Raw genomic sequence first — 26,564 nt, 5'->3', positions numbered from 1 at the left:
CGCTCTTACCGAATGAATTTGGGTGCAGCGATAGCGGAACCGGCAATACTGTGTTGAACAAAACTGCTACGCAGTGGCCTTCCCCAATTGAAATCATACTATTTCTCTCAATATGTATTTGATATAACCACATCTTCGTATAAAATAACCTTACAAATTATTCAAAGGAGATGTGGTTTTAATGACAGATTTTAAAGAAAAAATGCTTCAAGATATGAAATTAAGGAATTTTAGTAGTAGAACTCAAGATTGTTACCTAAGGCATATTGAGCATTTTGAAAAGTTTTTTGATTCTAAGGTTGATTCTCTTGGTACAGAGCATATTAGAAATTTCCTAACTCATGCTATTGATGTAAGAAATTTAAGTACAGGCTATGTTAATCAAGCATATAGTACTCTCCGTTTCTTTTTTGAAACTACTCTGGATAAACACTGGGATATTAAGCATATTCCCCGGGCTAAAAAGCAGAAAAAACTCCCCGTGATTCTTTCTAAACAAGAAATTCATGATATTTTTAATCAAGTTCATAATCTTAAACATAAAACCATTCTCTTTACTATCTATGGGGCTGGTCTCCGTGTTTCTGAAGCTGTTAAATTACGTGTGCAAGATATTGATAGTGCTAATATGAAGATTATTGTTCATCTAGGTAAGGGTAATAAAGATAGACATTCTTTACTGTCTAAAAAGAATCTTGAGATTCTTAGAGCATATTACCGTGAATATAGACCTGACTTCTGGCTCTTTCCAGGTCGATATTCTGATAAACCTTTAACTACTAGAACTCCTCAAAATCTTTTTCGGAAGGCCAGGATTAATGCTAGCATTCTTAAAGAGGCTACTATCCATACCTTAAGCTACTCATTTGCTTGATGCTGGCGTTGACCTTGTATATACCCAACAATTAATGGGGCACGCCAGCATCAAAACAACAAGTATGTATCTCCATTTGAGAGATACAAGAGTGCTTAAGATAAAAAGCCCCCTTGATACCTTAAGCTATGATAAAAATGCCTGAAATTCAGGACATTTTAATCCAATATTGGGATGAGTTTGAAAAGAATTATCCTGTCCCCTATAAGGCCTTTAAAGTTGTACGGGCCTTAATGAATTGCCGCACTTCTGCTCTTGGCGGCCATCTTGACAAATGTGAAGAATGCGGCCATATCAAGGTCTCATACAATTCCTGCCGTAATAGGAATTGTCCTAAATGCCAGGGAATGAACGAGAACAGTGGGTTCTTAAACAACAGGCTAATATGTTGAATGAAAAGTATTTTCATCTTGTTTTTACTGTTCCTGATAAGTTGAATCCTGTTGCACTTAGGAATCAAAGACTTTTTTATTCTCTTCTTTTTAAGGCTGCTTCAGAGACATTGCAGGAACTTGCTCTTGATAAAAAATATCTTGGTGCACAGATTGGCATTACTGCTGTTTTACATACCTGGGGACAAACACTCTCTTTTCATCCTCACATACATTGTATCATACCTGCAGGGGGATTATCACCTAATAATCAATGGATTAAGTCCAAAAAAAATTTCTTTATTCCTGTCAGGGTTATTGCCAATAAGTTTAGAGGTGAATTCCTTGCTTTCTTTAAAAAAGAAGTCTCAGCTAGTAATATTAAGTTTTATGCTGATATTAATTATTTAAATAGTGATAAAAATTATCAGGATTTTGTTGATGCTTTGTATACTAAAAATTGGGTTGTTTTCTGTGAAAAAACCTTTAAGGATGCTTCACATGTTATTAATTATCTTGGCTAGATATACTAATAGGGTTGCTATAGCTAATAGCAGGATCATTAAGCTTGAAAATCATCAGCTTACATTTAGATACAAGGACTACAAGGATAATGGTAAAATTAAGTTTATGACACTGGATGTTCTTGAATTCTTACGTAGATTTCTGATGCATATCTTACCACATAGCTTTAAGAAAATCCGCTATTTCGGTATTATGAGCAGTAGAAATCGTAATACTAAGCTACTGTTATGTAAAAAACTGACCAGAACAAAGATTATTGAATATATCAGGCTTTCAACAGACCAGCTTATTGAGAAACTTGGGTTAAATCTTAAGAAATGTCCTGTTTGTGGCTGTACTAAATTCAAGCTAAAAGAACTATTACCAAAAAATATTAAGTCACCACCTGCTTCAAATTATCAATTTAAAAAAAATTAATTTTATGGGGAGAGGGAGATTGCACCCTTATCCTGCTATTTTTTAGGTTTTTTTCTTTTTATTTCTTCAAATCAAATTATTATATCACTAAATATATAGTTTTTAGTAAGAGTGAAATTATTAAAACCCCATAGTATTAAGTGTAAATCACCGCAGCTTCGTTCAACAAAGTATTTCCTCAATTGCATATTTTTAATTAATCATATTTTTAAGCTCAAATGAAATCTTTTAAGAATTTATTTGAGCTTTTACTTTCTTGCAATTGGAAATACTCCTGATTTGTTATCTGAAGTTGGATGTAAAAACCTAGTCTTTATTTTTAAGCCAATTTTCATATTCATCGAATGATATTTCGTAATCAATTAAACAACTTTTACAAATTACTTTCCCATCCCTGGTTTTTTTCTCTGCTTGATAATCTTTTTTTATCCAATGTTTGCATCTTGAACAATAAAATTTATTTGGAATTGAATCATTAACCTTATCTACAGCTTTTTCTATTTCATTAAAAAATGGAGTCATTTTTGATAAATCATAATAATACTCTAATGTCTCAACAATATACTTCCTTCTAAATTCCTCATCTGCAGCTATCGCACTTCTTAAATTATGTAATCTATCAGCAATCTTAACATTTAGTGCAATTTTTTTCTTGCTTATTTTCTTAATATATTCATCCATTTTATAATCTTTTTCTTTAGTCAAAAGCTTAACTATTTTTAATATATTATCATTTCCAAACATTTTTATTTCTTTTTCAGTAGCATCAGTATCTTCAAGCAAATCATGAAATAAACCTATAATCTGAACTTCTTCACCAAATCCTTTATCTTTTAATATTTCTGAAACTGCAATTGGATGGGTAATATATCTTTCTCCACCAATTCTAAAACTTCCTTTATGTTTTTTAGTAGCAAACTCTAAAGCCTTATAATAATTCATTTTTTCACCTACAATTTTAACACATGATATTACTAACAATTATACATGCGTATGTTTTTATACCCAAGTAATCCTTTTAGAGTCACGGTAGGATTACCAGTTACCTAGTCACCCCCGCACAGATCCCGGCGTGCGGAACTACCGCGCCGGGCTCCTCAAGAATATTCACTTCCGTAATCAGACAAAATCGAATTGTAACTGGGTTTCTGTATTCTCCGTTATTCTGGGTTTACATATTCCATACCAACCTACAATCTCATTGAACTTATCCCAGTTCATGCTTCTTCTCTGGCTTCTCCTGTTTAACCATTTATACAGTACTTTATCGCTATGTCGAAAAACTCCTTCAAACTATCTCCATTATTTATCAATCCATAATAGTTATAGTATCCGCGTAGCTTAGAATTCAGTTTCTTGAATATTGTTTTAAGGCGCTTGTTTCTAATCATCTTACACCACTGGGTAAAATTCTTGATTGACTTCTTTAATTTCTTCCTGGAAATCCTTCGCTTAATTATATCTCCAAACTTTTCTGATTTTCCCCATCTGAATTCAAAACCCAGAAACTCAAAACTACCACTTTCTTCTTTGAATCTGGAAAAGATAATTATATTGGTTTTTTCCATTGATAGTTAGGTTGAATTTCTTTAATCTTTTCTGCATTTTATGTGTAAATATATATTTGCAAGGACTGGACTGATTATTCCTCCCTGGGGGGGGGGGGTACCCGTTACTGGATGAATTACCTTCCCGTCTACTTCCAATATACCTGCCTTCAACCACTTCTTGATTAGTCTGATAAACTGCTTGTCATTTATCCGTCTTCAAGCATCTTTACTAACCAATCATGGTCTATATTGTCAAAGAACCCTCTGATATCTGCTTCTACTATATAGTTATACTTACCAAATTGTAGTTCTTTGGTTAAATCTATTACTGCCTGCTTCGCACTTTTGTTTGGTCTGTATCCATAGCTTTCTTCTATGAAATCCTCTTCATAGATTGCTTCCAGTATATCAGCTACTGCTCTTTGTACTATTTTATCCGATAATGCAGGTATTCCAAGAGGACGTTTCTTACCATTTCCTTTATCTATATATTTTCTTCGTACCAGTTTTGCATGATATCGTTTCTCTTTCAGCATCTCCAGTATATTGTTAAGATTCTCATCTAAATTTCCTTCAAATTCTTTGGCCGTAATCTTATCCACTCCTGCAGCTGCCTTCTTGTTCAGTTTCTTCCAGGCCAGCCTTAACGCTCCTTTGTTTATCTGCCTGTATAAGTCTCGAAAACGATATTTCTTTTCCCTTTTTGCCTTCTGCGATATTCCCTCCAGTGAGGTTTGCACTAAGTGTTCCGACCTTGCTCGTTCGGTTAGTGTTTTCTTTGAAGACTGCATATTCTTGTCAACCCCTTCCCCATATAGCCGGCTCTCCCGACCTCGGAGTACTATGAGTTGATCCGAAGTCCTATTGGTTTCTGGTTGTCCTTCTTGTTTGGTTGGATTAACCTACCAGCCTACTTATCTCCTTATTTTCTTGTATCTAAGCTGGAACCCATAGGATTCCTCCCAAGTTCCTGATATTTCTCTCTCTTCATGCCTGGTCCTCTGACCCAGACAGACCCTCCAGAGTCTTACCATTGCGACTCTTTTGTTTCGACTTCCGCAACGTTAAATACGTCGTCATCTGCTCTTTGTCTGTTTCCAGACCCTCGCTTACGGGGCTGAATGTGCTTCAGGAGTACGGTCTCCTTCTGGCCTAAAGATTTCTCTGTGTACACTTCACCTAGTAGTTACCTATTTTCGGTGCAACACTCGATACGGGTGACTGGTTAGGTCTTGCCCGACAAAGACTGGCCTGTGAAAATCCATTCAACGACTATTGCTTTGTTCCAATAGACAGCGAGGTAGCAATAGTTCACCTTATGCCTGGCTCTTTATTTCAACCTTACCATCGGGTTTACTTACGTTGGATCTTTCACTCGATTTCACTTTGCAAGAAATATCAAGCTTCTTGGCGTTCTAACGTCCCGCAGGTTTACGAAGTTCATGAGCCTTAAGCAGTCAAGTAAGCGGGGCTTTACAACCCCAACTCCTCACAGAACCGTACGTGCCCTATTTAGGCATACGGCTCTTCACTCGATTATTCACCTAACATAACTAGCACCAGCACCTAATCTATATAAATTTACTTTTATTCTTGGCTTGACAATAGGATATTTCTCCAAGAATATTTCGAACTTCTCCCAGTCAAAGCTTTTCTTTTGACTGCGTCTGTTTAACCATTTATAAACTAGCTTTTGAACCTCATCATACAGGCTATCAATACTTTTGCTGTTATCTGATACTGCATAATAGTTGTATGTTCCTGTTAGTTTTCTGTTTAACTTCCTCATTAGTTCTTTTACTGGAAGAGTTCTATTATATTTTAGCCAGGATTTACATCTCATTATACTACGATGATATCGCTTATTACTTGTCTTTCTCTTTAGTCGTTTGATTCCATCCTTACATTTACCCATATAATGGGTAAATCCAAGAAAATCAAATGTGTCATTGTCATCATCAGCAGATACATTTACTATCTTAGTTTTCTCTTCTGATAACTCTAAACCGAATTTGGATATTCTTTCTTTCATTGCTTTATAGAAGTATTTTACATCTTCTTTATACTGTAGGCAAAATATTATATCATCTGCGTATCTCACCATGTAAGCTTTACCCTTTAACTCTTTACGCATTGTTTTATTAAACCATAGGTCAACAACATAATGTAGATATAAATTCGCCATAATTGGAGAACAGACTCCACCTTGCGGTGTTCCTTGTGGAGTGTCATATTTTATTCCTGCCTCCATGACTCCAGCCCGAAGAAGTCTCGATATGAGTCGTTGTATATTAGGATCTTTAATTCGATGGTCAATGAATTTCATCATCCACCCGTGGTCTACATTATCAAAGAATCCTTTAATATCTGTATCAACTACATAGTTAATATCATCTCTGTTAACTATTCTTCCTAATATTCTCAAGGCATCATGACAGTTTCTTCCTGGACGAAAACCAAATGAACATTCAAGAAAGTCTTCTTCATATATCGCATTTAGAATCTTTGATAGTGCCTTTTGAACTAGTTTGTCTTCGTATGCTGGAATCCCTAGCGGTCTCTTCTTCCCATTTTCTTTTGGAATATATACCCTTTTCGCAGGTAATGGCCTATATGCCCATCTTTTCATTCTAGCTATTAAGCTCTTAACATTCCCTGGAAGATTCTTTCCATACTCCGCTTTTGTTACTTCATCTACTCCAGCTGCTTTGTTTCCAGCTAGTTCATGATGACATTTGACTATCAATTCATAATTAATTAGATGTATTAGTGATGTAAATCTTTCATTAGGTCTATTTCTAGCTACTTCAGCTATTCTTGCAAGTTTCGTTTCCACATTTTCACCTATCTCTGTGTATAGAATATGTTTCCCTTTTAAGATTAATCTTGTGTAATCGCCTTCCCATCCACAGGCATTACTCTGCTTCCTCGGTACTATGCGATTATCCGACTCCCTGTAATATTAGATGTCCTTACTTTGTTATCGCTTGGTTACATCCTATCTCTCTGCGTAGAAATTACAGGGCCTCCCAAGTTAACAATATCATATCTATGTATAGCATGCGGAGGTCTCCGACCCCGGGGTGTTATTGTATTCTCGCTTATCGAATACTATAATGTTGCCTTCTGCTCAGTCGACAGCATCGGCCTTTCCCAATCTCCAAGATTTCGAGGCTCAATCCCTTCAGCTAAATGCTTACCGCCTACTACCTAACTGTTTACGCTTAACATCTATGGTTACCCAATAAATGTCCAAAACTCGCTATGAGTGGTTTGCTAAACCTTCCTCAGTAGGAATCCCACCTACTATATGATATGCTCTTTTCTTGGCGCACCGACTGCGCTTGGCGAATAAATTTGGATGATGGATAGGTTATAATTAATTGTACAGAAAAAACTCGGACATGATATAATGAAAAAATACAATATCAATGGAGGAATATCATGTCATCAAAAAGAGCCAAAAGATATAATGATGAATTCAAAAAACAGATAGTAGGTTTAGTGAGTAATGGCAAAAAAATAAATGAAATAGTAAGTGAATATGATATTGCCAGATCCACTATTAATAAGTGGGTAAAAGACTTTAATAACTCAGGGTCATTTAAAGCAAAAGATAACAGAACTGACCAGGAAAAAGAATTAATTAAATTACGCAAAGAAAATCAACACCTAAAAATGGAGAATGATATTTTAAAGCAAGCAGCGCTGATAATGGGACGAAAATAGCAGTAATTAAAGCTAATAGTAATAAATACAGTATCAGCGCTATGTGCCGAATATTAAAGATATCAAGAAGCCTTGTCTATTATGAGCCGAAGAAAAAGTCCTCAGATAGTACGCTTGAAAATGAAATTATATCTATCTTTAAAACGAGTAAAAACAACTATGGCACAAGAAAGATAAAGCAGGAATTAGCCAAGAAAGGCTATCAGGTATCCCGAAGAAGAATAGGCCGAATAATGAAGAAATACGGTTTGGTTTCTAAATACACTGTTAAGCAATATAAAGTTCATTCTACAAAATGCAATGAGGAAAAAACCGAAAATATCGTTAATAGAAAATTTGATAGAGATCAGAGTTTAGATGTTGTAGTCAGTGATTTAACATATGTAAATGTCAATGGGAAATGGAATTATATTTGCTTAATACTGGATCTATTTAACCGTGAAATCATAGGCTATGCCGTTGGCAAAAGAAAAACAGCATCACTTGTAATGAAAGCTTTTTCAAGTATTCAAAGGCCTCTTAACGAGATCAATATTTTACATACTGATCGAGGTAATGAGTTTAAAAACAAGGCTACAGACCAGTTGTTACATACGTTTAGTATTAATCGTTCTTTAAGTAAGAAAGGCCGCCCTTATGATAATGCAGTTGCAGAAGCTGCTTTTAAAGTTGTAAAGACAGAGTTTGCTTTTGATAGAATATTTACTAACTTTGAGGAATTGAAATATGAGCTATTTGATTATGTTAACTGGTATAATAACCATAGAATACATGGGTCATTAGATTATCTTACCCCTGTAGAATATAGGATGTTAATGTCCGAGAAAAAAGTGTCCTAAAAAGGGTTGACAATCCATGAAGCGACGACAGGAGCGAAATCGTAAACCTTGCTGTTATCTGATGGATGAGGCCCCCACGTAGGACACATCAACCATCACCCTGATCAATATTTTTATTTTATTTTTGACTTTGTGCAACTATTATAAAACGGTGACTTGTCCCTGATATATATCCTTTTTCTTTTAATTCTTTTTTCAATTTACATAAATTTTTAAAACAAGAATCTACAGAGAAATCAGGAAATTCCCATTTTATTACTTTTGAAAAGTATACCAGTGCCCCAATATCATAAAATTTTATCTTAGGAAATGTCTCGTCTGATAGTATTATTTTAAATCCATTTTTCAGTAATAATTTAATATTATTTTTCAGATCATGTTTTGGAAAAAGTGGTTTAAATCCATCAATTAATTTTTCTGATAAGTCATTATTATTCTTCCCGCCAACTTGTTGTGTAATAAAATATCCACCGCTTTTCAATATACGACTTATCTCATCTACATTAAATGCCTCATGTCTGTTTATCACAATATCAAAACTATTAGTTTCATAAGGAATATCACTATCAGTAAAAACCTGCCTTACTTCAATTCCTAGCGGAGACAATTTGTTTTTACACAACTCTACATTAGGCGGATAAGCTTCTGTTACGCTTGTTAAATTATATGGATGGTTTAGAGTCAATAAAAACTCGCCACCACCTGTACCCATGTCTAATAATTCATCTGATAATTTAATATATTTAAGTATAATTTCTTTGTAATCCCACGGAATCTGCTCATGTTCCCATCTTTTTTTTATATGGGAAAAATCCCAACCTTTAAACGAATACTGTTCTTCTCTTTTCCAATTCTCTTTTAATTTTTCTAAATTCATTTTAACCTCCATTCCGTCGCTACCGCTGGCGGCACAAATAGTAATGAAAAAATAGCACGGCCTTCAATTCTTTGCTATAATTATCTTAAGGAGAAGATATACTACAAAGCACGGCGGGGTGAGTCGTAGACTGCTCTTCTCAGCTTAAATCAGTATTTTAACCAGTGTAAGTGTTATACCGCACTTTAGCTAATCCTAATTTCCACTAAAAAAGTCACTTTATTTAATTCTTCCCAACTAAGTCAGATTATTTAACCTGACCATATCAGTATCAAATTAATTAATCTTCATACATAAAATAACCTATATTTGGTAATAATAAATCTTGTTAATTAATTAAGTTATTTCTTTGTGACAAATAAAAATAGGGAAAAGCAAGTGTATGTCACACACAAATTGCTTTTCCCACACCCAAAATTCTAATGATTATTATTTCCGGAATTCTAAAAAATATACCTGAATATGTTAAATTAGGAAAAATAAATTTGTATAGACATTATTACTGTAAAGATTGTGGCTACCATGGTAAACTACATTACCATGGCTCTTATCCCCGTAATGTCATCACTCTCCTTGGCTATCATATTATTTATATTCCACGCTATATCTGCCCTGAATGTGATAAGACTTATTCCATCTTACCATCATTTGTTATACCATACTATCAATACTCTTTTTCTTTTATTTTTTCTGCCTGTACTTAATCTATATCTTTAACTTTTCTTATGATAAGTTTGTTGTTATCTCAGACATATTGAACATTTTGAGAAGTTCTTTGATTTTTTGAGTCAACCCTTGATCAACACTGGGATATTAATTCCTCAAATAAGTCTATTTAATTTCACCACATCATAATAGAAGTTATCAGGGTTTTATTGATACTTTGTAAAATAAAAATTGGGTTGTCTTTTGTGAAAAGACTTTTAAAAATACTTCCTATGTTGTTAACTATCTTGCTAAATATACTAATCGGGTTGCTATTGCCAATAGCAGAATTGTTAAAGTGAAGAATCATCAGGTCACTTTTACGTATAAAGATTATAAGGATAAAGATAAAAAGAAATTTATGACACTCCATGTCTTTGAATTTATCAGAAGATTTCTTATGCATATCCTACCAAAGAGATTCAAAAAGATCCGTTACTTTGGTATTATGGGCAGTCGAAACCGAAAGACCAAACTTCTTTTATGTAAAAAACTTACCAGTACAAAGATTATTGAATATATTAGACTTTCTACTGATCAGCTTATTGAAAAACTCGGTCTTGAAATTAAAAAGTGTCCTGTATGTGGTTGTCATAAATTTGTTACTGAAGATGAGTTACCCAGAAACTTTAAAGGCCCTCCAGATCTTAAATTTTATAAAAATTGACTTTATGGGGAGGGGGAACTTGCATCCCTGGGTTGCTATTTTTTAGTTTTTTTTCTTGTTATTTCTTGGGTTCTTATTTATGTTTATATCTTTTATTTAATTTTAAGGATTTGAAGATTTATTAAAAATCCATAGATTAATATCTTGAGCACCGCAGCTTCGTTCAACAAAGTATTTCCTCAATTGTATCTCATAGTTTAGCAGATTTGAAAAGCTCAAATCATATTTATTATTATTGATTTGGGTTTTCTTTTTGGCTCAATTGCGGAAATACTCCTGATTTGTTATGTGAAGTAGTCGGCTTACAGCTTTAAAGTATCTTTAATCATTTTAGAATTATGTTTAGAAGTTATTTCATATTTTATTTCCTTAACTTCCTCCTTAAAAAGTAAAAAACAAGGAAGAAAATTCTTGGTATTATGTTTTAAATAGTTTTGATGGAATTTTAATATATCATAATCATGACTTGAATAATAATCAAATAGAAATCTACTAGAAATTTTAGAATTATATTTTTTCATATCCTTCTTATATTTTTCTTCTTGAAATTCTCTATTTAAGTAAGACAAATTAGGAATATTTACATCTAAATCTATATTATCATTATAATCCGGATAATCTTCAATATGATGAACTTTTTCCTGTTTTAGAAAATGTTCGATATAATTATTTATATTCTCTATAATATTTTGAGATGGGATAGTAATGTCATTTTTCAACAAAAGTCTGCCTTTTGGAATATATATTTTTATAGATATATCTACATCAAAGCTAATACCATTATTTTCAATAACTAAAGATAGTCTATTATAATCATCAAGAATATTAAAATACTCAACATAATCATAAAACATAATTACTTGTTCTTTTATTTCCATTATCTTCTTGTATTTCTCTTTTTCACTTTCTGTTCCTACTAATTCGGGATATTTATATAACCCTTCCAGACCTACATTAAAGAAATCTTTTTGTTTTAAATTTCCTATATCGAATAAACTTTCATTTATTTTAATATCATAATTTGTTGCAAAATCTTTAATTGTTTTTTTTTGTTTCATTTGTAATATCAACAAGTTCTAAACCTCCAAAAAGCAAATTTGTTTGTATATTAGTTAACTCTTTTAAAGTTTTATTATTCTTTTCATTAATATTTAATTTATCTGACTTGTCTAAATTAAAATTTAATATATATTTAATATCTTCTATAATTTTATTCTGTAATTCTACCATAAATTTAGAATTGCTATAATTGCTTCTAGTAAATTTTAATTTCGTGTAATTTTATAGGTCTATTAGAAAAATATAAAAATACCTACTTGTCGCTTTTTAACATTTTTTCAATTTCTTCTTCTGTCCCGGAATCATATTCTTCTGTAGGCGTACCAAACCTAGTCCAAAATATAGCAATCGCAGCATCAGAGTCATTTACAATTTGTTTATTTAATAAAGCCTGCGGTCTTTTTCCAGACTCAGGAAATGCACTCGTTTCCCAATGAATAGGTAATAATGATATGTTATTAATTTTACCAATAGGTTATATTAAAATTTGAAATTGCTTTTTTTACTATATCTACTTCTTGTTCGACATCAGATAGTGCAGAAATTAATATTTGTATCTGCTTAACATTTTTTCCCATAATATCACCTCAATATTTAAGACTATTTCACATAGTCTTCACGTATTGCGTCTAAGTACCTATATTTTTTTCTTATGCGCATTGCGTAAAAGTAAAATATAGGTATATTATATAGTTAATCAATAATATCATCAAGTGGATTTTTTATTTTATTAATGCTATTACTGCTTACATGAGTATATATCTCTGTCGTTTTACTACTTTGGTGTCCCAGTAACTCCTGAATATATCTTAAATCAACACCACTTTCCAACAAGTGAGTTGCAAAAGAGTGTCTAAGCCAATGTACAGTTACTTTCTTTTTAATACCAGAGTTTCTACAAGCTTTATTAAATACTGCTTGAATTGTTCTCACACTTATATGCTTATTTGAATTTGCTCCAGGAAACAACCATTTTTCAGTATATTCTTTATAGTACTCTCGCAATATAACAAGTGCTTTATCCGATAATAATGTAATTATATCTTTATGTCCTTTAGATTGCCTTACTCGTATAATATGTCTACTACTATTAATATCATTAATCATAAGTGAGGCAGCTTCGCTTACTCTAAGGCCAGCTGAATAAATTAACATTAGTATAGAGTAAATATTCCCTTACTTTATTTATAAATTATCTTTATTATATGATGTAGAAAAGGCTGTAAACAGGAATAAATACATATTTACAGCCTCATATATTTTCAACTTATTTAACTGTATTAAATAGAACAAACTTTATTCAATCTTTTTAAGTCTTATACCTGTTTCATGTTCATTAAGGTCAAATATATCAAGTTCTTCATCTACAGATTCAATACTTACAGCCAGAGTTTCTTTCTTAATATAATCCTCAAAGGAATTAACAGCAGTTGATATTTCTTCATCACCATTATAATAAATATTGATATTATCGATAACTTCATAACCATTATTCTTACGAATCTGCTGTACTTTGGAGACAAATTCCCGGGCATAGCCTTCATCAAGTAATTCCTGAGTTAGTGTTGTATCGAGGATAACAAAGAGATTATTATCCATGGCAACAGCAAATCCTTCTTTATCTTTGTTTTCAATGTTTACATAATCTGGTTTTACCTCAAATTCTTCTCCATCAAGGTCTACAGTAAGTGTCTCACCCTTATCAACTTTATCCTTTATTTCGTTAGCATCTAACTTAGCCAGTGCAGGAGCGAAAAATTTCATTTTATTCCTCAGTATTGGACCTACTACCTGGAAATTTGGTTTTGCTTTATAATCCATATACTCACTGAGTTCTGTAGTAAAGACTACCTCTTTAACATTTAGCTCTTCTTTCATTAATGGTACCAGATCTGCAATTAATTCTTCATATTTACCATCAACCAGGACCTGCTGAATAGGTTGGCGGACTTTGAGGTCATTTTCTTCCCGTACTGCTCTTCCCAAAGTAACAAGATTCCTAACCAGATCCATCTTTTCTTCAAGTTTATTGTCTATTAGCTCCTGATTAAGTTCTGGATAATAAGCTAGATGAACTGACTCCTCACCAGTAAGTTTCTGATAAAGCTCATCAGCAATAAACGGTGAAAATGGTGCAATCATTTTAGATATCCCTACCAATACTTCATAGGTAGTATTATAGACAGATTTCTTGTCTGTATCCAGTTCAGATGCCCAGAATCTCCTTCTGGAACGTCTAATAAACCAATTAGAGAGGTCATCATCTACGAACTGCTGAATGGACCTGACTACATTTGTTAAGTCATATTTATCCATATAATTTTGCACAGTTTTAATCAGGTTATTATACTTGGATAACAACCATTTATCAAGCCGGGGTCTATTTTTATATTCTACAAAGAAATCAGCTGGATTCAATTCATCAGTATTGGCATATAGTTTAAAGAAGTAATAGACATTTTTAATAGTCCTGTAAAACTTACTGTCTATTTCCTTTAGACCCTCTATATCAAACTTAGTTGGCGTCCAGGCTGGTGATACATAAAAAAGATACCATCTTAAAATATCAGCACCATAATTATCAAACAATTCAAAGGGATCAACTGTATTCCCTTTGGACTTGGACATCTTTTTACCTTCTTTATCAAGGATTAGGTCATTTACCAGTACACGTTTATATGATGATTTACCAGTAACAAAGGTTGATATAGCCAGTAGGGAATAAAACCACCCTCTGGTCTGGTCAATACCTTCACAAATAAAATCAGCCGGAAAATTCTTTTCAAAATACTCCTTATTCTCAAAAGGATAATGCAGTTGCGCAAAAGGCATAGACCCACTATCAAACCAGCAGTCAATTACATCAGGAACTCTTGTCATCATGCCTCCACATTCATCACACTTCAGATGGATTTCATCTACATAGGGCCTGTGTAATTCTATATCTTCATCAATATCTTCCACTGCCCTTTCTACCAATTCCTTCCGGGATCCGATACTTGTTTTATGACCACATTCACAGGTCCAGATATTTAGGGGAGTACCCCAGTACCTACTCCTGGATATAGCCCAATCTTTTAGGTTTTCCAACCAGTTACCAAATCTACCCTCCCCAACAAAATCTGGATACCATTCTATTCCATCATTATTCTCTATCAATTTATCCTTTAATTCTGTCATTGCAATATACCAACTTGGTTTAGCATAATAAAGTAATGGGGTATGACATCTCCAGCAGTGGGGATAGTTATGCGCCAGTTTTTCTTTTTTATATAACTTGTCTTTTTCAAACAGCCATTTTAATATCTCAATATCAGCATCCATAACAAACATGCCTTCCCAGGGAGTTGTTATATATTTACCATCTTCATTTACCGGCTGTATTACTGGAAGATCATACCTGAGACCTGTCTGATAGTCATCCTCACCAAACGCAGGAGCAGTGTGAACTATACCAGTACCTTCTTCGGCTGTAACATAGTCTGCCAGAGTAACATAAAAGGCTTTTTTGTCAGGTTTAAGGAAAGGCATTAATTGTTCATATTCAATACCTTCCAGGTCCCTACCCTTTAATTCCTCGAGGATTTCATAATTACCCTCAAGTACCTTAGGAGCAAGAGTTTTTTCAATATATAGTATTTCTTCATCATTATGATTAACTTTTAGATAAGTCATAGCTGGATTTACTGTTAAGGCAACATTAGCCGCCAGGGTCCAGGGGGTTGTGGTCCAGACCAGGAAGTATTCATCTTTATCTTTTCTTTTAAATTTAACATAAACTGTAACAGATTTAATCTCTTCATAGCCCTGGGCTACTTCATGTGAAGCAAGACCCGTTCCACATCTGGTACAGTAGGGGAGTATTTTATGACCTTCATAGATCATTCCTTCTTTATTAAATTTATCAAGGATCCACCATACTGTTTCTATATAATTATTATCCAGGGTTATATAGGGATCATCTAAATCAATTAAATAACCCATCCTTTTAGTCATCTCACGCCATAGACCCTCATATTTAAAAACAGATTCACGGCATTTCTCATTAAATTTCCCTATCCCATAATCTTCTATTTCAGTTTTATTATTAAGGTCAAGCTGTTTCTCAACTTCAATTTCTACAGGTAAACCATGGGTATCCCAACCAGCCTTTCTCCTGACCTGGTAGCCCTGCATGGTTTTATACCTACATACCGCATCTTTTAAAGCGCGAGCTAAAACATGGTGAATACCTGGTTTCCCATTAGCTGTTGGAGGACCTTCATAAAATACAAAACTATCTTTTCCCTCCCGGGAAGAAATGCTTTTTTCTAAAAGATTAATCTTATCCCAGTGTTCTGCTATTTGTTTCTCATTTTCACTTACCGGTAAATCTGACAAATCTTCAAACCTACTCATAATAATCCATCCTTTCTTTAACAACCATATTATATATTTAAATGGGAGTGCTGTATATATAACCTAAAATTAGTACAAATAAGAATAAAATGGCTTCGCCACCCAGACTTAATCAATAATTATTAATTTTTACTTAGGAATATTTCTTACACAAAGACAACTTGTTACCATAATACAGACAAATATATTTACTGGACGACTCTAGAAATTGTCTGTAGGCACGACGTCGGAAGACAATTTCTCGACAGTAAACGAAGGCAGGACGCCGTAGTGCACGGCAAGGGAAGTAAATATATTTGTCGGTCTTCAAACTTATCCACAATTTCAAAAAAATAATTTCATGATAAAAAAAAGCCCTAACACCCCTAAGGGACGAAGGACTCCGCGATACCACCCTAATTAATACCTATCAGGGTCAAAACTCGATAGATATTATCTTAATAATCATTAACGCTGACTAAACGGGTACCCTTACTAAGTATTCAGAATACCAACTCCTGAGTGATCTTCATAGATAATTCAAATTGCTGGCTCTCACCATTTCCAGTTCGCTGTAAATCTAACTATCTATTACTCTCTCGTTCATTGTTTTTCAATCAGTAAATATTTTTCTTTATTATAAAGGATAAAAAACTATTCGTCAAGGTCTAAACGGCTAACAGCAATATCCTCTTCAGACCCTGGTAATGTTACCTCATCTTCTTCTATCATCTCTAAATGACTTTCCAGCAGTGTTTTAAAACGAATCTTAAAAAGGTCTTTATGTTCTTTAAGGTCCTGTAAAGCCTGATATTCCTTCTGTACTTTATTACGGGCTTCTTTCTCTATCTGTTCTGCCTTAATCTCTGCTCGTTTAATAATAATATCTGCCTCTTTTTTAGCCTGTTTAATTTGTTCTTGAGAAGTATCCTGAACAGTAAGCATAATCTTCTCTAGTCGTTTTTCCATTTCATCAATACCAGCCAATTTTTCTTTTATTTTATCATTTTCATCCTGTAGTGAATTAACTTCTTTAAGAAGTTTTTCATAAGCCATACCAACTTCATCTAAAAACTCGTTAACCTGTTTCACATTATATCCAAAGGTAGATTTTTTAAATTCTTTATTATAAATATCTAGTGGAGAAAACCGCATCACTACACCCCTCTTTCCCTAAGTATATCTTTCCAATGATAATTTAATTCTCCCCCTATTAGACAAACCAATTCTTTCCACAACATTCACCCGGCCCCTACCCCTGATCGAGATTAAATCCCCTATCTCAACACTACAGGCAGGGTCTGCTACTGTTTTCCAGTTCAACTTAACCTTTTCACTTTTAATATCCCTGGATATCTTATTTCGGGAATCCCCAAATCCGGCACTGGCCACGGCATCCAGCCGCATAGAAGCTACCGTTGTTTTTATCTCTTTAGTATTATTTGATGGTAAAATTAATTCTTTGGATTTAATCTCCATAACCTCTACAGGAACTTGATGAACCTTAGTTAGTTTCGTTATAATAAACTCTACCATCTCTGCCGCTACAACTACCTCGGCCATTTCCTTTAGTATTAATATATCACCAATCATTTCCCTTTTAATCCCTAACCCCATTAGGGCCCCTAAAAAATCACGGTGATTTACTGGCTGAAACTTGAAATTTCCTTCTATTTTTAAAATTTCAACCTGGGGATCCACATGTTCAGGGAATAAATATTCAGGAAAAACAGTAACCCTATTTCTCTCAGCACCCTGATAACCCCCATCTATCAGGTAATTCACCTCATAAATCTGTTGAAGTAAACCCTCAGCTATCTCACATTCATATGGATTCAAAAAATTAGTAGATTCTTCACTTTTTCTCTTTAAAACCATCTCAATTTTATCAAATATATGTCCGGCAAGTAACTGTTCTTCCCCCCGGTGCAAATGTGAACTCAACTTTTCCCTATCAAGCATCTAGAACTGGACACTCCTTCTAAAGATATAGTTTATATATTTAATTCCTAAAACATGAAATTGCTGCCAATACTATATAAAAGATTAATTATAAAACCACGCAAGATAGATAATAAAAACATGGCAATTAGTGGTGAAAAATCAATTCCAATATTACCTGTAGGAATCAATCGGCGTATCGGACCTAAAATAGGCTCTGTTACACTATATATAAAACTTAATATTTTACGCCAGTTAGGGTCATGAACACCCGGCCTTACCCAGGACAAAATGGCCCTGATAAGTATTAACCAGAAAATAACCTTATATGTGGTATTGACCAGAAATACTAATAAATACATTATTTTAGCACCTCCAAATATTATACTTAACTAAAAAGTGAACGACTTTCCTTTAAGACCCCACTATCAATATCTATATTATGAGGAGTAAAGACAAAGATGTATTCAGCAACCTTCTGGATATTGCCACCTATACCATAGACAGCTCCACTCATAAAATCAATAATCCGTCTGGCCAGTTCCCTATCTAATTCTTCAAGATTAAGGATTATTGGTTTTTTAGCCTTGATTTCATCAACAAGATTTTGTACCTCATTAAATGATTCAGGGTGGTAGAGCATAATACTAAAGCCCTGTTTCTTCCTGTATATACTTATAACCCGTTCATCATTATGCTCTTCATAGTATTCTTCTTCCTGGCCATTTGCCAGCCCGAAGAAATCAAGTATTCGTTCCCAGATCTCTTTAAACCTCATTGATAGTCACCTCTTTTACCAAACAAAGCTGTTCCCACCCTAACTATAGTAGCACCTTCTTCAATAGCAACCTCAAAATCATTAGTCATTCCCATTGATAATTCCTCTAAATCATACCCCTTCTGTACCAGGTCTGATTTTAAATCAGTCAGTCTCCGGAAAAAAGGTCTACTCAGTTCAGGGTCATCTGCATAGGGAACTACCGTCATAAGCCCCTTAATAACAAGGTTTTTAAGTTTAACAGCCTTTTTTAAAAATTCTTCTACCTCTTCTAATTTAAATCCAAATTTATTTTCATCCTCAGCAACATTTACCTGTACCAAAACAGGCATAATACATTCATTTTTCCTGGCTCGTTTATCAATTTCTTTGGCCAGACGCCAGCTGTCTAATGAGTGTATCAACTGGCAGTTTTGGATCCTCATTAAATATTTTACCTTGTTTCGCTGAAGATGTCCAATAAAATGCCAGGTTATTTTATCAATTTCAGCTGCCTTATCCAGTAATTCCTGTACCCTATTCTCTCCAAAATTACTTATTCCCTGTTCTTTTAGGTATTTAATCTTATCTATTGGGTGATTCTTACTGACAGCCACCAGTTTTATTTCACCAGACTTCCTGCCACTCCTATCAACAGCTAAATTTATCCTTCTCTTTACCTTAGTTAATCTAGTAGCCAATCTTTCTACTGCCATAATTATTACACCCCTTTTCCGTAATCTACAGAAGAAGGATTTTCGATAATACTCTCACCCATCTCTATCCCCTCAACTATAAGTCCTTGCTTTGTTCTTTCCAATACTTTTAATTTCTTAAATTCTATCTTACCATTATTGGTATTATACACTAATACACCCTCCCCTTCAGCCTGTTTAAATAAAGCCTTATGGGGAATAATTATACCACGATATATATTTTTAATAAACTCTACTTCTACCCACCGATTATTTAACCATTCAGGTACAAATGGTATCAGTTTTACAAGCATTAGTGCCTTTTTATCAAAAACCATTTTATTAACAACTCTGGCATCTATAAGGCTTTTTTTGATATCAGGGGCTTTTAAAAAAACCTTTTCATTAAGCCAGTATCGCTCCATTTCTTCAGTGGTAACTTGTAAAACCAGATACATATTATTTGCTATTATCCTAAAAGCAGGTTCCCCTTTATTTAGATAATTGCCATTTACTAATTGTTTATAGTTACGCTTATATTTATTATATTTGTCAGGGGTAAGTTCGTTAATGGAGTTAAATCCTAAAGAATCTTCCAATCCATCTGTCGCATAGCTTATTATACCTGCCCTATGGTTTATTAAACTATAGTCCCCTACTCTCATTACTCTCTGTCCATAGGAAATCCTACTACCTTCTGTTAAATTCAATTCTATATTACCAGACACTGGTGAATAATAAACCTGTTCATCCCTGACAATTAAAGCCTTTGTAGTAAACCCATCAACAAGTTCACCATACCTAGCCCTCACTATAACAATCCTGTTATAAAAGCCAATAAAATAGATAAAAAGTATAAAAACAATTAATAAAAAAACAGCTATTAAAAATCTTCTTTTGTTAAACCTATCTCTCCTATATTGATGGTTTTTATAATTGCTTTTCTTTTGTGCCAGATAATAAATATTATTATTGCCCATAGAAAACCTACCCTAAATTAAAATACTTAATCAATCATATTTACTTACAAATATATAATACTAGCCATCCTGCCAGTTCTCCCCTTTTCCTTCCTGTAAGAAAAAAACAGGTCAGTATTAGCTGCAGTACAATAATTACTCAAAATAATCTGTTTGTCTTGTATTCCCAAAGAATGGAAAACTGCTCTATTGGCTGCCCATAAATCAAAAAGATACCTGTCCTTTCCCTGGTCTGACAATAAATCTCGCCAGCAGGAAAAATTACCCTTCACCTGAGCAACTACCCTCTCATCAACCTGATAATAATCCCTGGAAATAGCCGGCCCTATCCCAACCCATATATCATCTAGCTGACAATCAAAGATACCTTTCATCAGAGAAATTATGTTGACACCTATTTTTTTTACTGTCCCTCGCCAACCAGCATGAGCCAATCCTACTACACCTTTAACAGGATCCATAAGTAATAATGGTACACAGTCTGCATAAAAAGATATGAGAGGCAAACCCCTGTCAGCAGTAATCAAACCATCTATACCTGGAAGGCTGCTTTCATAAGAAAAAGCCCCCTGACCAGAATTATTTTTATTTACCATTGCTACTTTATTACTATGTACCTGTTGAGCAGCAACAAAATCCTGACAATCAATCTTAAGTGCTTCGGCAAGCCGGCGTCTGTTTTCCAGGACATCTTCTTTGCTATCAGCAGTATGGAGGCCCAGGTTTAAACTATGATAATCCCCTGAACTCACACCACCAAGTCGTGAAGTAAAATACACCTTAACTCCCCTATCCATAAACTCCTCAATTACTAGATATTTGAGAGCACCATCCTCCCGCCAGGCAAACATACTAGTCCCCCTCTAATAATCTCTCTAATTCCTGTTTAAACTTATTAACATCCTTAAACTGCCTATATACTGAAGCAAATCTAACATAAGCTACTTCATCAATTTTTTTAAGGGCCTCCATGACCAGTTCCCCAATTTCAACACTGGTAACCTCCTGTTTCATATCATTGCGTAGTTCCTTTTCAATATGGGAAACCATCATATCTAACTTGTCCTGTGAGATAGGTCTTTTTTCACAGGCCTTCATCAAACCCTTTAACAGCTTATTTCTATCAAACAATTCCCTCTCACCATTCTTTTTAACAACCATTAAGGGAACATCCTCTAGTCTTTCATATGTGGTAAACCTTTCAGCACACTCCAGACATTCCCTACGCCTCCTTATACAGGTATGTCCTTCTGTATAACGGGAATCAATAACTTTACTTTCTAAATGCTGGCAATAGGGACATTTCATTTGAAATCCTCCTGAACTTAAAACCGTTTTTATAAGATTGACACTATTAGTATATCACATATTAGGCCTTTTTTAAACACTTAAGTCGTCCTTTAATTCAACCAATATCACATCTTCTCCAATTTTTTTGATCTCGTTCCAATTAATAATAAGATCCTGCTTTTTAGAAAAAAAACTTAAAATTTTATTATTGTGTGAGGGAATAATAAAGGCTCTTATCCTACCCTGTTCTAATTCTATATCAACATCATCAATATAACCAAGTTTTTTACCATTCTTAACATCAATAACATCCTTCATCTTCAATTCGGAATTCTTCAACATCCGGATCACTCCCTATAATATTATCAAAATTATTATATGCTGAAGATAATAAATCTGTGAATAAATAGGAAGCATCAGAATCACTACCCAGAGGATTACTTATTTTTATTTTCCTAGTAGCAGTTTTAAATAACTCAAACACCTTAAATTTAAATTCTAAGTGATTTGAATGATCAATAGACTGCTCTTTATCTATACAAAGCGGTGGTAGCAGGACACACCACCAGTTAGCCCCTTCACCCCTTCCTAGAATGATACGAAGTGCTTTGTATTCACCTGCTGGTAGTGTCAATTCATCATAGGTTCTTTCCGGAAAATAAAACTTGCCAGTTTCCACTTTTACACCCTGATAAAACCCCTCTTCATGTAAAATCCCTTCAATATATTTTTTTACTGACTCCAGGTCTGATAATACTAATTCTTTATTACTGGATTCTGCTAAATAATTTATTACTTTGTCTCTAACCATCCGTTTGATATACTGATCACGGACAGAATTACTATTGGCTATTACATGGAGACGCAATAAGTTATTATTATTATAAGCATTGATTAACTCACTGGACTCCCTGATAAGGAAAGCACTATTCACATTTAAACTTGTTAATACAATAGTAATTATAATTAATAGTAAAAATATCCTGAGCTTATTCATATTATTTTTCCTCCTTAACATGCCGTCTTAAACGTTTTAATGCCGCTTTCTCAAGACGGGAAACCTGTGCCTGGGAGATACCAATCTCATCCGCTACTTCCATCTGGGTTTTACCTTCATAAAACCTGAAAGAAAGGATTAATTTCTCTCTTTCATTTAGTTTCCTTAAAGCTTCACGTACAGCAATACCCTCTAACCAACTTTCATCCTCTGATTTTTCATCACTGATCTGATCCATCACAAAAATAGGGTCACCACCATCATGATAAATTGGCTCGAAAAGGGATATAGGATCCTGGATAGCATCAAGCGCATAGGTTATTTCTGACCTGGGAATACCCAATTCTCTAGCAATCTCTTTTAGAGATGGTTCTTCAGAATTCTTGTTTTTCAGATTCTCTTTTATCTGTAATGCTTTATAGGCCGTATCCCGCAGAGACCTACTAACCCTTATAGGATTATTGTCCCTTAGATAACGTCTTATTTCCCCAATTATCATTGGAACTGCATAGGTAGAAAACCTCACATTTTTACTCAAATCAAAATTATCAATAGCCTTCATCAAGCCAATACAACCAACCTGAAAAAGGTCATCTACATTTTCTCCTCTATTATTAAATCTCTGGATAACACTTAACACTAACCTTAAATTACCACTTACAATTGTATTCCTGGCTAGTTCATTACCATTCTGCATATCCTTAAATAATACCCTCATCTCTTTATTAGATAAGACTGGCAATTCAGAGGTATTAACACCGCTAATTTCTACCTTGTTACCCAATAGATATCCCCCCACTTCTATTAATTAACAGAACAATATATAACCTTATTAATCCAATATGTTCCATTAACATTATTGCCAGCCATATCTTATTTATACATGTAATAATAGGAAATAAAAAAGGAAGAGCATATGCCCTTCCTTTTTTATTTCCTATTAAAGTAAAAACCATCATAAAATATAAGCTATCTACTATTTAAATCATCCTGGCAACCTCTCTCTTAAGCTTCCTGATAATTCTTTTCTCCAGACGAGAAATATATGACTGTGAAATACCTAATATATCGGCAACATCCTTCTGGGTTTTGGTATTACCTGATTTTAATAAACCAAAACGTAAGATTAATATCTTTCTCTCTCGTCTACTTAAACTTTTCATCGCATCCTTAAGTAATTCCCTGTCTACTTCCGATTCAATATTTTTATATATTATATCACCTTCTGTACCCATAATATCAGAAAGTTTTAGTTCATTTCCATCCCAATCAATATTTAATGGATCATCAAAAGAAACCTCACTCCTTTTTTTATTGTTTTTCCTGAGATACATAAGTATTTCATTTTCAATACATCGTGAAGCATATGTCGCTAATTTGATATTTTTACTTACATCAAAAGTCCTGACTGCTTTAATTAAACCAATCGTGCCGATTGAAACTAAATCCTCTATATCGATTCCTGTATTATTAAACTTCCTGGCAATATACACAACCAGACGTAAATTATGCTCAATCAAAAGCTGTTTTACATTATCATCACCTTCAGCTAATCTTTCCAGGAGATATGCTTCCTCATTATCCTCTAATGGGGCTGGTAGAGTCTCACTACTCCCCAGGTAATAAACAGGTGAACGATACAAACCCAAACCTCGCAATAGTGAAATCCAATATAATTGTAATTTAATTTTTACCTTGAAATAAATCCCTTTCATAATCTCCTCCCCTTTCTACACTAAATTTTAAGGATTTTCGGATTGATTAAGACCTGATAAACACCATCTTGGTCAATAATATGATCACTCATCCCCAATACAACCTTATCTGTCGCTATAACCTCCCCCTTATAATCTATTTCAACCATCTCAGGTCTTACTCCCACAAGAACAGCATGCTCTTGTCCTAGATCAGAAAAAGGCAATATTCTGATCCGATTACCTCTATTAAATTCATTAAAAATATTAATAATCTCCATACTATTAACCATATTGGATGTCAGCTTCTGCTGCATCTCTGCTGGATAAACATCAATAATATCACCTAGATAAACAACAACTACTGGTACATTAGTCAGGGGGTCATTGAGCATATTACCAGTATCAAGTAGACCGGTAAAAGTAAACACCTGTGATTCTAGATATATTTTTACCGAAAGATAGAATTCCTCAGGAGATAAATGGCTCTGCAAAATATTCCAACCGTATTTACCCAGCATATATATCACAATTAAACCAGTGATAATTGCTATAATTAATTTGCTTGAACTGAAAAAAGACCCTCCATAGATGTAAAATAAAGATAGAGTTGTACCAATACTAATAAAACTTACGAGATATAAATACCCAACTGCTTTTAAAAAAGTCTTTATACTAGAATAATTAAAAGCAACTTTAATCATGATTATAGCTATAGTAAGATTTAAAACAATCTGTAATACTCCCTTATAAAAAGGATGCAGAGACCACATTTGTATTAATAGTACCAGAAAAGTATATATACTACCAATTAGAGCTGACAATAGTAACATAAAAAAATTTATTTTAAAGTCCATTAATTGGCCTACTGCCCAAATAATAGCAAGTGTCATTAAAAAATTATTAACAAATGTAATATCAGCATAAATTACCATTTTTTACACCTACTATCCCATCATTACTTATATATATGTGACAGAGAAAAAAATATTACCAGCTATTTTAAAATTCTTTGTCGAATAGTCAAAAAAGCAAAAAACTCGATACCATTTAAAAACAGTATCGAGAAATAATAGGTTTTATACAATAGTAATTATTATATATTTAAACTAACCCTGTTGTCTCCTTAAAAAAGCAGGAATATCAAGGTCTTCTCCGGAAAAATCTTCAATATCAAAGTCATCAGAATAATCTTCTCTCTCTTGCTCAACAACCCTCTTTTTTTCAAAAGCAGTTGCAATTACAGTTACCTGTACCTCATCTTCAAAATCTTCATCAATAACTGCTCCAAGTATTATGTTTGCTTCAGGGTCAGCCACTTCCTGTATAATTCTAGCAGCCTCATTGGCTTCATGAATACCCAGATTCATACCACCTGTAATATTTAATAACACACCCTTAGCACCATCAATAGATGCCTCCAGTAGTGGTGACTCAATAGCCTGTTTAGCTGCTTTAGCAGCCCTTTCCTCACCCTGAGCCCGTCCAATACCCATCAGGGCAGAACCAGCATCAGTCATAATTGTCTTCACATCAGCAAAATCAAGGTTAATAATACCAGTAATAGTAATTAAATCAGATATACCCTGAACACCCTGACGTAACACATCATCCGCAATTTTAAAGGCATCCATCAAGCTGGTCTGTTTTTCTGCCACTTCCAGCAAACGGTCATTAGGTATAACAATTAAGGTATCAACACTCGATTTGAGGTTCTCAATACCCAGTTCTGCTTTTTCCATTCGCTTACGGCCCTCAACAGTAAAAGGTTTAGTAACTACAGCTACAGTGAGAGCGCCTAAGCTTTTGGCAATCTCAGCTATTACCGGGGCTGCCCCGGTTCCAGTACCACCACCCATTCCAGCAGTGACAAAAACCATATCAGCACCTTCAAGTGCCTGGGCCACCTCTTCCCTGGTCTCCTCGGCAGCTTCCTTACCAATAGCCGGATTTGATCCAGCTCCAAGACCCTTGGTGATTTTTTCACCAATTCTAATAGTTCTACCAGCATTAGAAGCCAGCAGAGCCTGGGCATCAGTATTAATAGCAACAAAATCTATACCTTCAAGACCTTCCTCAATCATTCTATTAACAGCATTATTTCCACCACCACCAACTCCAACAACTTTTATATTTGCAAATTGTTCTATCTCTGTTCCGATATCAAACAAATTTACCTCCCCCTTGAATAATACATAATTTAATGCCATAATATTGTTA

26 protein-coding genes, 3 pseudogenes and 1 other annotated feature are annotated in these 26,564 nt (G+C 34.0%); of the genes and pseudogenes, 5 read left to right on the top strand and 24 right to left on the bottom strand.

The features are described from left to right. Window positions 1–181 precede the first annotated feature (181 nt). Window positions 182–1,019, top strand: a pseudogene (locus tag D7D81_RS11235) (tyrosine-type recombinase/integrase). After that, window positions 1,012–2,187: pseudogene (locus D7D81_RS20385) on the top strand (IS91 family transposase). The pseudogenes D7D81_RS11235 and D7D81_RS20385 overlap by 8 nt, the downstream one beginning before the upstream one ends. A gap of 306 nt (window positions 2,188–2,493) precedes the next feature. On the opposite strand, the gene D7D81_RS11225 reads toward D7D81_RS20385, so the two are convergent. The 4 genes from D7D81_RS11225 to ltrA all read right to left on the bottom strand — a co-directional run bounded on the left by D7D81_RS11225 (window position 2,494) and on the right by ltrA (window position 6,573). Further along, window positions 2,494–3,168 carry an HD domain-containing protein gene (locus D7D81_RS11225; protein ID WP_164522228.1) on the bottom strand — a complete coding sequence of 225 codons (675 nt, stop codon included), beginning with the start codon at window positions 3,166–3,168 and terminating at the stop codon, window positions 2,494–2,496. 263 nt (window positions 3,169–3,431) lie between these two features. Next, window positions 3,432–3,755 (bottom strand): RNA-dependent RNA polymerase family protein, encoded by a 324-nt coding sequence (locus D7D81_RS19885; protein WP_205739187.1) that lies wholly within the window; start codon window positions 3,753–3,755, stop codon window positions 3,432–3,434. A gap of 188 nt (window positions 3,756–3,943) precedes the next feature. Then, a complete protein-coding gene (locus D7D81_RS19880; protein WP_205739186.1) occupies window positions 3,944–4,477 on the bottom strand; it encodes a reverse transcriptase domain-containing protein in 534 nt (177 codons plus the stop codon). Window positions 4,478–5,277: 800 nt separating this feature from the next. After that, complete coding sequence (gene ltrA / locus D7D81_RS11215) at window positions 5,278–6,573, bottom strand: group II intron reverse transcriptase/maturase (protein ID WP_125989664.1); 1,296 nt, start codon at window positions 6,571–6,573, stop codon at window positions 5,278–5,280. 608 nt (window positions 6,574–7,181) lie between these two features. Here ltrA and D7D81_RS11210 point away from each other — a divergent pair. Next, window positions 7,182–8,305 (top strand): IS3 family transposase gene (locus D7D81_RS11210; protein WP_125990027.1). Its coding sequence is split into 2 segments (ribosomal slippage): window positions 7,182–7,431 and window positions 7,431–8,305, totalling 1,125 coding nucleotides; the frame shifts between segments, so codons are not numbered across the junction. Between the two features lie 118 nt (window positions 8,306–8,423). Here the strand turns inward: D7D81_RS11210 and D7D81_RS11205 are convergent. Continuing rightward, window positions 8,424–9,182 (bottom strand): class I SAM-dependent methyltransferase, encoded by a 759-nt coding sequence (locus D7D81_RS11205; protein ID WP_125990025.1) that lies wholly within the window; start codon window positions 9,180–9,182, stop codon window positions 8,424–8,426. A 422-nt stretch (window positions 9,183–9,604) separates the two neighbouring features. On the opposite strand from D7D81_RS11205, the gene D7D81_RS20310 reads away from it, so the two are divergent. Next, window positions 9,605–9,886 carry a DUF6431 domain-containing protein gene (locus D7D81_RS20310; protein ID WP_353622076.1) on the top strand — a complete coding sequence of 94 codons (282 nt, stop codon included), beginning with the start codon at window positions 9,605–9,607 and terminating at the stop codon, window positions 9,884–9,886. 248 nt (window positions 9,887–10,134) lie between these two features. Then, a pseudogene (locus D7D81_RS11200) lies at window positions 10,135–10,554 on the top strand (transposase); the annotation flags it as partial. A gap of 302 nt (window positions 10,555–10,856) precedes the next feature. Here D7D81_RS11200 and D7D81_RS11195 read toward each other — a convergent pair. From D7D81_RS11195 to ftsZ, 19 genes are all read right to left on the bottom strand, one after another. After that, the gene (locus D7D81_RS11195) at window positions 10,857–11,612 is read right to left on the bottom strand and encodes a hypothetical protein (protein WP_125990021.1); all 756 of its coding nucleotides are present in this window, start codon (window positions 11,610–11,612) and stop codon (window positions 10,857–10,859) included. Continuing rightward, entirely contained in the window at window positions 11,590–11,784 is a 195-nt protein-coding gene (locus D7D81_RS11190) for a hypothetical protein (RefSeq protein ID WP_125990019.1), read from the bottom strand. Before D7D81_RS11190 ends, D7D81_RS11195 begins: the two co-directional genes overlap by 23 nt. A gap of 82 nt (window positions 11,785–11,866) precedes the next feature. Beyond that, a complete protein-coding gene (locus D7D81_RS20305; RefSeq protein ID WP_353622123.1) occupies window positions 11,867–12,052 on the bottom strand; it encodes a hypothetical protein in 186 nt (61 codons plus the stop codon). Window positions 12,053–12,306: 254 nt separating this feature from the next. After that, on the bottom strand, window positions 12,307–12,768 hold the full coding sequence (locus D7D81_RS11180) for a tyrosine-type recombinase/integrase (RefSeq protein WP_125990017.1): 462 nt from the start codon (window positions 12,766–12,768) through the stop codon (window positions 12,307–12,309). A 141-nt stretch (window positions 12,769–12,909) separates the two neighbouring features. Then, a complete protein-coding gene (gene ileS / locus D7D81_RS11175) occupies window positions 12,910–16,011 on the bottom strand; it encodes an isoleucine--tRNA ligase (protein WP_125990015.1) in 3,102 nt (1,033 codons plus the stop codon). Window positions 16,012–16,376: 365 nt separating this feature from the next. Beyond that, window positions 16,377–16,606 (bottom strand) — a binding site (T-box leader). A gap of 38 nt (window positions 16,607–16,644) precedes the next feature. Beyond that, window positions 16,645–17,145 (bottom strand): DivIVA domain-containing protein, encoded by a 501-nt coding sequence (locus D7D81_RS11170; RefSeq protein ID WP_125990013.1) that lies wholly within the window; start codon window positions 17,143–17,145, stop codon window positions 16,645–16,647. A gap of 18 nt (window positions 17,146–17,163) precedes the next feature. Next, window positions 17,164–17,952 carry a photosystem II electron transport protein, Sll1252 family gene (locus D7D81_RS11165; RefSeq protein ID WP_125990011.1) on the bottom strand — a complete coding sequence of 263 codons (789 nt, stop codon included), beginning with the start codon at window positions 17,950–17,952 and terminating at the stop codon, window positions 17,164–17,166. A 47-nt stretch (window positions 17,953–17,999) separates the two neighbouring features. Continuing rightward, window positions 18,000–18,293, bottom strand: a complete 294-nt coding sequence (locus D7D81_RS11160) for a YggT family protein (RefSeq protein ID WP_125990009.1) — start codon at window positions 18,291–18,293, stop codon at window positions 18,000–18,002. A gap of 26 nt (window positions 18,294–18,319) precedes the next feature. Continuing rightward, a complete protein-coding gene (locus D7D81_RS11155; protein ID WP_125990007.1) occupies window positions 18,320–18,709 on the bottom strand; it encodes a cell division protein SepF in 390 nt (129 codons plus the stop codon). Next, entirely contained in the window at window positions 18,706–19,404 is a 699-nt protein-coding gene (locus D7D81_RS11150; RefSeq protein WP_125990005.1) for a YggS family pyridoxal phosphate-dependent enzyme, read from the bottom strand. The genes D7D81_RS11155 and D7D81_RS11150 overlap by 4 nt, the downstream gene beginning before the upstream one ends. 5 nt (window positions 19,405–19,409) lie before the next feature. Further along, window positions 19,410–20,363 carry a biotin/lipoyl attachment domain-containing protein gene (locus tag D7D81_RS11145; RefSeq protein WP_125990003.1) on the bottom strand — a complete coding sequence of 318 codons (954 nt, stop codon included), beginning with the start codon at window positions 20,361–20,363 and terminating at the stop codon, window positions 19,410–19,412. Between the two features lie 44 nt (window positions 20,364–20,407). Continuing rightward, window positions 20,408–21,214: a peptidoglycan editing factor PgeF gene (pgeF, locus tag D7D81_RS11140; RefSeq protein ID WP_125990001.1), complete on the bottom strand. Its 807-nt coding sequence runs from the start codon at window positions 21,212–21,214 to the stop codon at window positions 20,408–20,410. 1 nt (window position 21,215) lies between these two features. Next, a complete protein-coding gene (gene nrdR / locus D7D81_RS11135; protein ID WP_125989999.1) occupies window positions 21,216–21,671 on the bottom strand; it encodes a transcriptional regulator NrdR in 456 nt (151 codons plus the stop codon). A gap of 72 nt (window positions 21,672–21,743) precedes the next feature. Beyond that, complete coding sequence (locus tag D7D81_RS11130; protein WP_125989997.1) at window positions 21,744–21,995, bottom strand: YlmC/YmxH family sporulation protein; 252 nt, start codon at window positions 21,993–21,995, stop codon at window positions 21,744–21,746. Next, window positions 21,955–22,650, bottom strand: a complete 696-nt coding sequence (locus tag D7D81_RS11125; protein WP_164522227.1) for a stage II sporulation protein R — start codon at window positions 22,648–22,650, stop codon at window positions 21,955–21,957. Before D7D81_RS11125 ends, D7D81_RS11130 begins: the two co-directional genes overlap by 41 nt. Before the next feature lies 1 nt (window position 22,651). Further along, entirely contained in the window at window positions 22,652–23,434 is a 783-nt protein-coding gene (gene sigG / locus D7D81_RS11120) for an RNA polymerase sporulation sigma factor SigG (RefSeq protein WP_205739185.1), read from the bottom strand. Window positions 23,435–23,630: 196 nt separating this feature from the next. Beyond that, a complete protein-coding gene (sigE, locus tag D7D81_RS11115; RefSeq protein WP_125992106.1) occupies window positions 23,631–24,356 on the bottom strand; it encodes an RNA polymerase sporulation sigma factor SigE in 726 nt (241 codons plus the stop codon). A 29-nt stretch (window positions 24,357–24,385) separates the two neighbouring features. After that, on the bottom strand, window positions 24,386–25,279 hold the full coding sequence (locus D7D81_RS11110) for a sigma-E processing peptidase SpoIIGA (RefSeq protein WP_125989991.1): 894 nt from the start codon (window positions 25,277–25,279) through the stop codon (window positions 24,386–24,388). A 174-nt stretch (window positions 25,280–25,453) separates the two neighbouring features. Beyond that, window positions 25,454–26,515, bottom strand: a complete 1,062-nt coding sequence (ftsZ, locus tag D7D81_RS11105) for a cell division protein FtsZ (RefSeq protein ID WP_125989989.1) — start codon at window positions 26,513–26,515, stop codon at window positions 25,454–25,456. Window positions 26,516–26,564 lie beyond the last annotated feature (49 nt).

Origin of the sequence: Halocella sp. SP3-1, from assembly GCF_003953885.1 — a bacterium.
GTDB lineage: Bacteria > Bacillota > Halanaerobiia > Halanaerobiales > DTU029 > Iocasia > Iocasia fonsfrigidae.
Note: the sequence above shows the minus strand (reverse complement) of the source record. Positions and strands in the feature narration are given on the sequence as shown.

What these genes read in the sequence shown, in the direction of transcription:
- D7D81_RS19885 (WP_205739187.1), bottom strand. Translation starts at nt 3,755, where the DNA reads ATGGAAAAAACCAATATAATTATCTTTTCCAGATTCAAAGAAGAAAGT.
- D7D81_RS11205 (WP_125990025.1), bottom strand. Translation starts at nt 9,182, where the DNA reads ATGAATTTAGAAAAATTAAAAGAGAATTGGAAAAGAGAAGAACAGTAT.
- D7D81_RS20310 (WP_353622076.1), top strand. Translation starts at nt 9,605, where the DNA reads ATGATTATTATTTCCGGAATTCTAAAAAATATACCTGAATATGTTAAA.
- D7D81_RS11195 (WP_125990021.1), bottom strand. Translation starts at nt 11,612, where the DNA reads ATGAAACAAAAAAAAACAATTAAAGATTTTGCAACAAATTATGATATT.
- D7D81_RS11190 (WP_125990019.1), bottom strand. Translation starts at nt 11,784, where the DNA reads ATGGTAGAATTACAGAATAAAATTATAGAAGATATTAAATATATATTA.
- D7D81_RS11180 (WP_125990017.1), bottom strand. Translation starts at nt 12,768, where the DNA reads ATGTTAATTTATTCAGCTGGCCTTAGAGTAAGCGAAGCTGCCTCACTT.
- ileS (WP_125990015.1), bottom strand. Translation starts at nt 16,011, where the DNA reads ATGAGTAGGTTTGAAGATTTGTCAGATTTACCGGTAAGTGAAAATGAG.
- D7D81_RS11170 (WP_125990013.1), bottom strand. Translation starts at nt 17,145, where the DNA reads ATGCGGTTTTCTCCACTAGATATTTATAATAAAGAATTTAAAAAATCT.
- D7D81_RS11165 (WP_125990011.1), bottom strand. Translation starts at nt 17,952, where the DNA reads ATGCTTGATAGGGAAAAGTTGAGTTCACATTTGCACCGGGGGGAAGAA.
- D7D81_RS11160 (WP_125990009.1), bottom strand. Translation starts at nt 18,293, where the DNA reads ATGTATTTATTAGTATTTCTGGTCAATACCACATATAAGGTTATTTTC.
- D7D81_RS11155 (WP_125990007.1), bottom strand. Translation starts at nt 18,709, where the DNA reads ATGAGGTTTAAAGAGATCTGGGAACGAATACTTGATTTCTTCGGGCTG.
- D7D81_RS11150 (WP_125990005.1), bottom strand. Translation starts at nt 19,404, where the DNA reads ATGGCAGTAGAAAGATTGGCTACTAGATTAACTAAGGTAAAGAGAAGG.
- D7D81_RS11145 (WP_125990003.1), bottom strand. Translation starts at nt 20,363, where the DNA reads ATGGGCAATAATAATATTTATTATCTGGCACAAAAGAAAAGCAATTAT.
- pgeF (WP_125990001.1), bottom strand. Translation starts at nt 21,214, where the DNA reads ATGTTTGCCTGGCGGGAGGATGGTGCTCTCAAATATCTAGTAATTGAG.
- nrdR (WP_125989999.1), bottom strand. Translation starts at nt 21,671, where the DNA reads ATGAAATGTCCCTATTGCCAGCATTTAGAAAGTAAAGTTATTGATTCC.
- D7D81_RS11130 (WP_125989997.1), bottom strand. Translation starts at nt 21,995, where the DNA reads ATGTTGAAGAATTCCGAATTGAAGATGAAGGATGTTATTGATGTTAAG.
- D7D81_RS11125 (WP_164522227.1), bottom strand. Translation starts at nt 22,650, where the DNA reads ATGAATAAGCTCAGGATATTTTTACTATTAATTATAATTACTATTGTA.
- D7D81_RS11110 (WP_125989991.1), bottom strand. Translation starts at nt 25,279, where the DNA reads ATGGTAATTTATGCTGATATTACATTTGTTAATAATTTTTTAATGACA.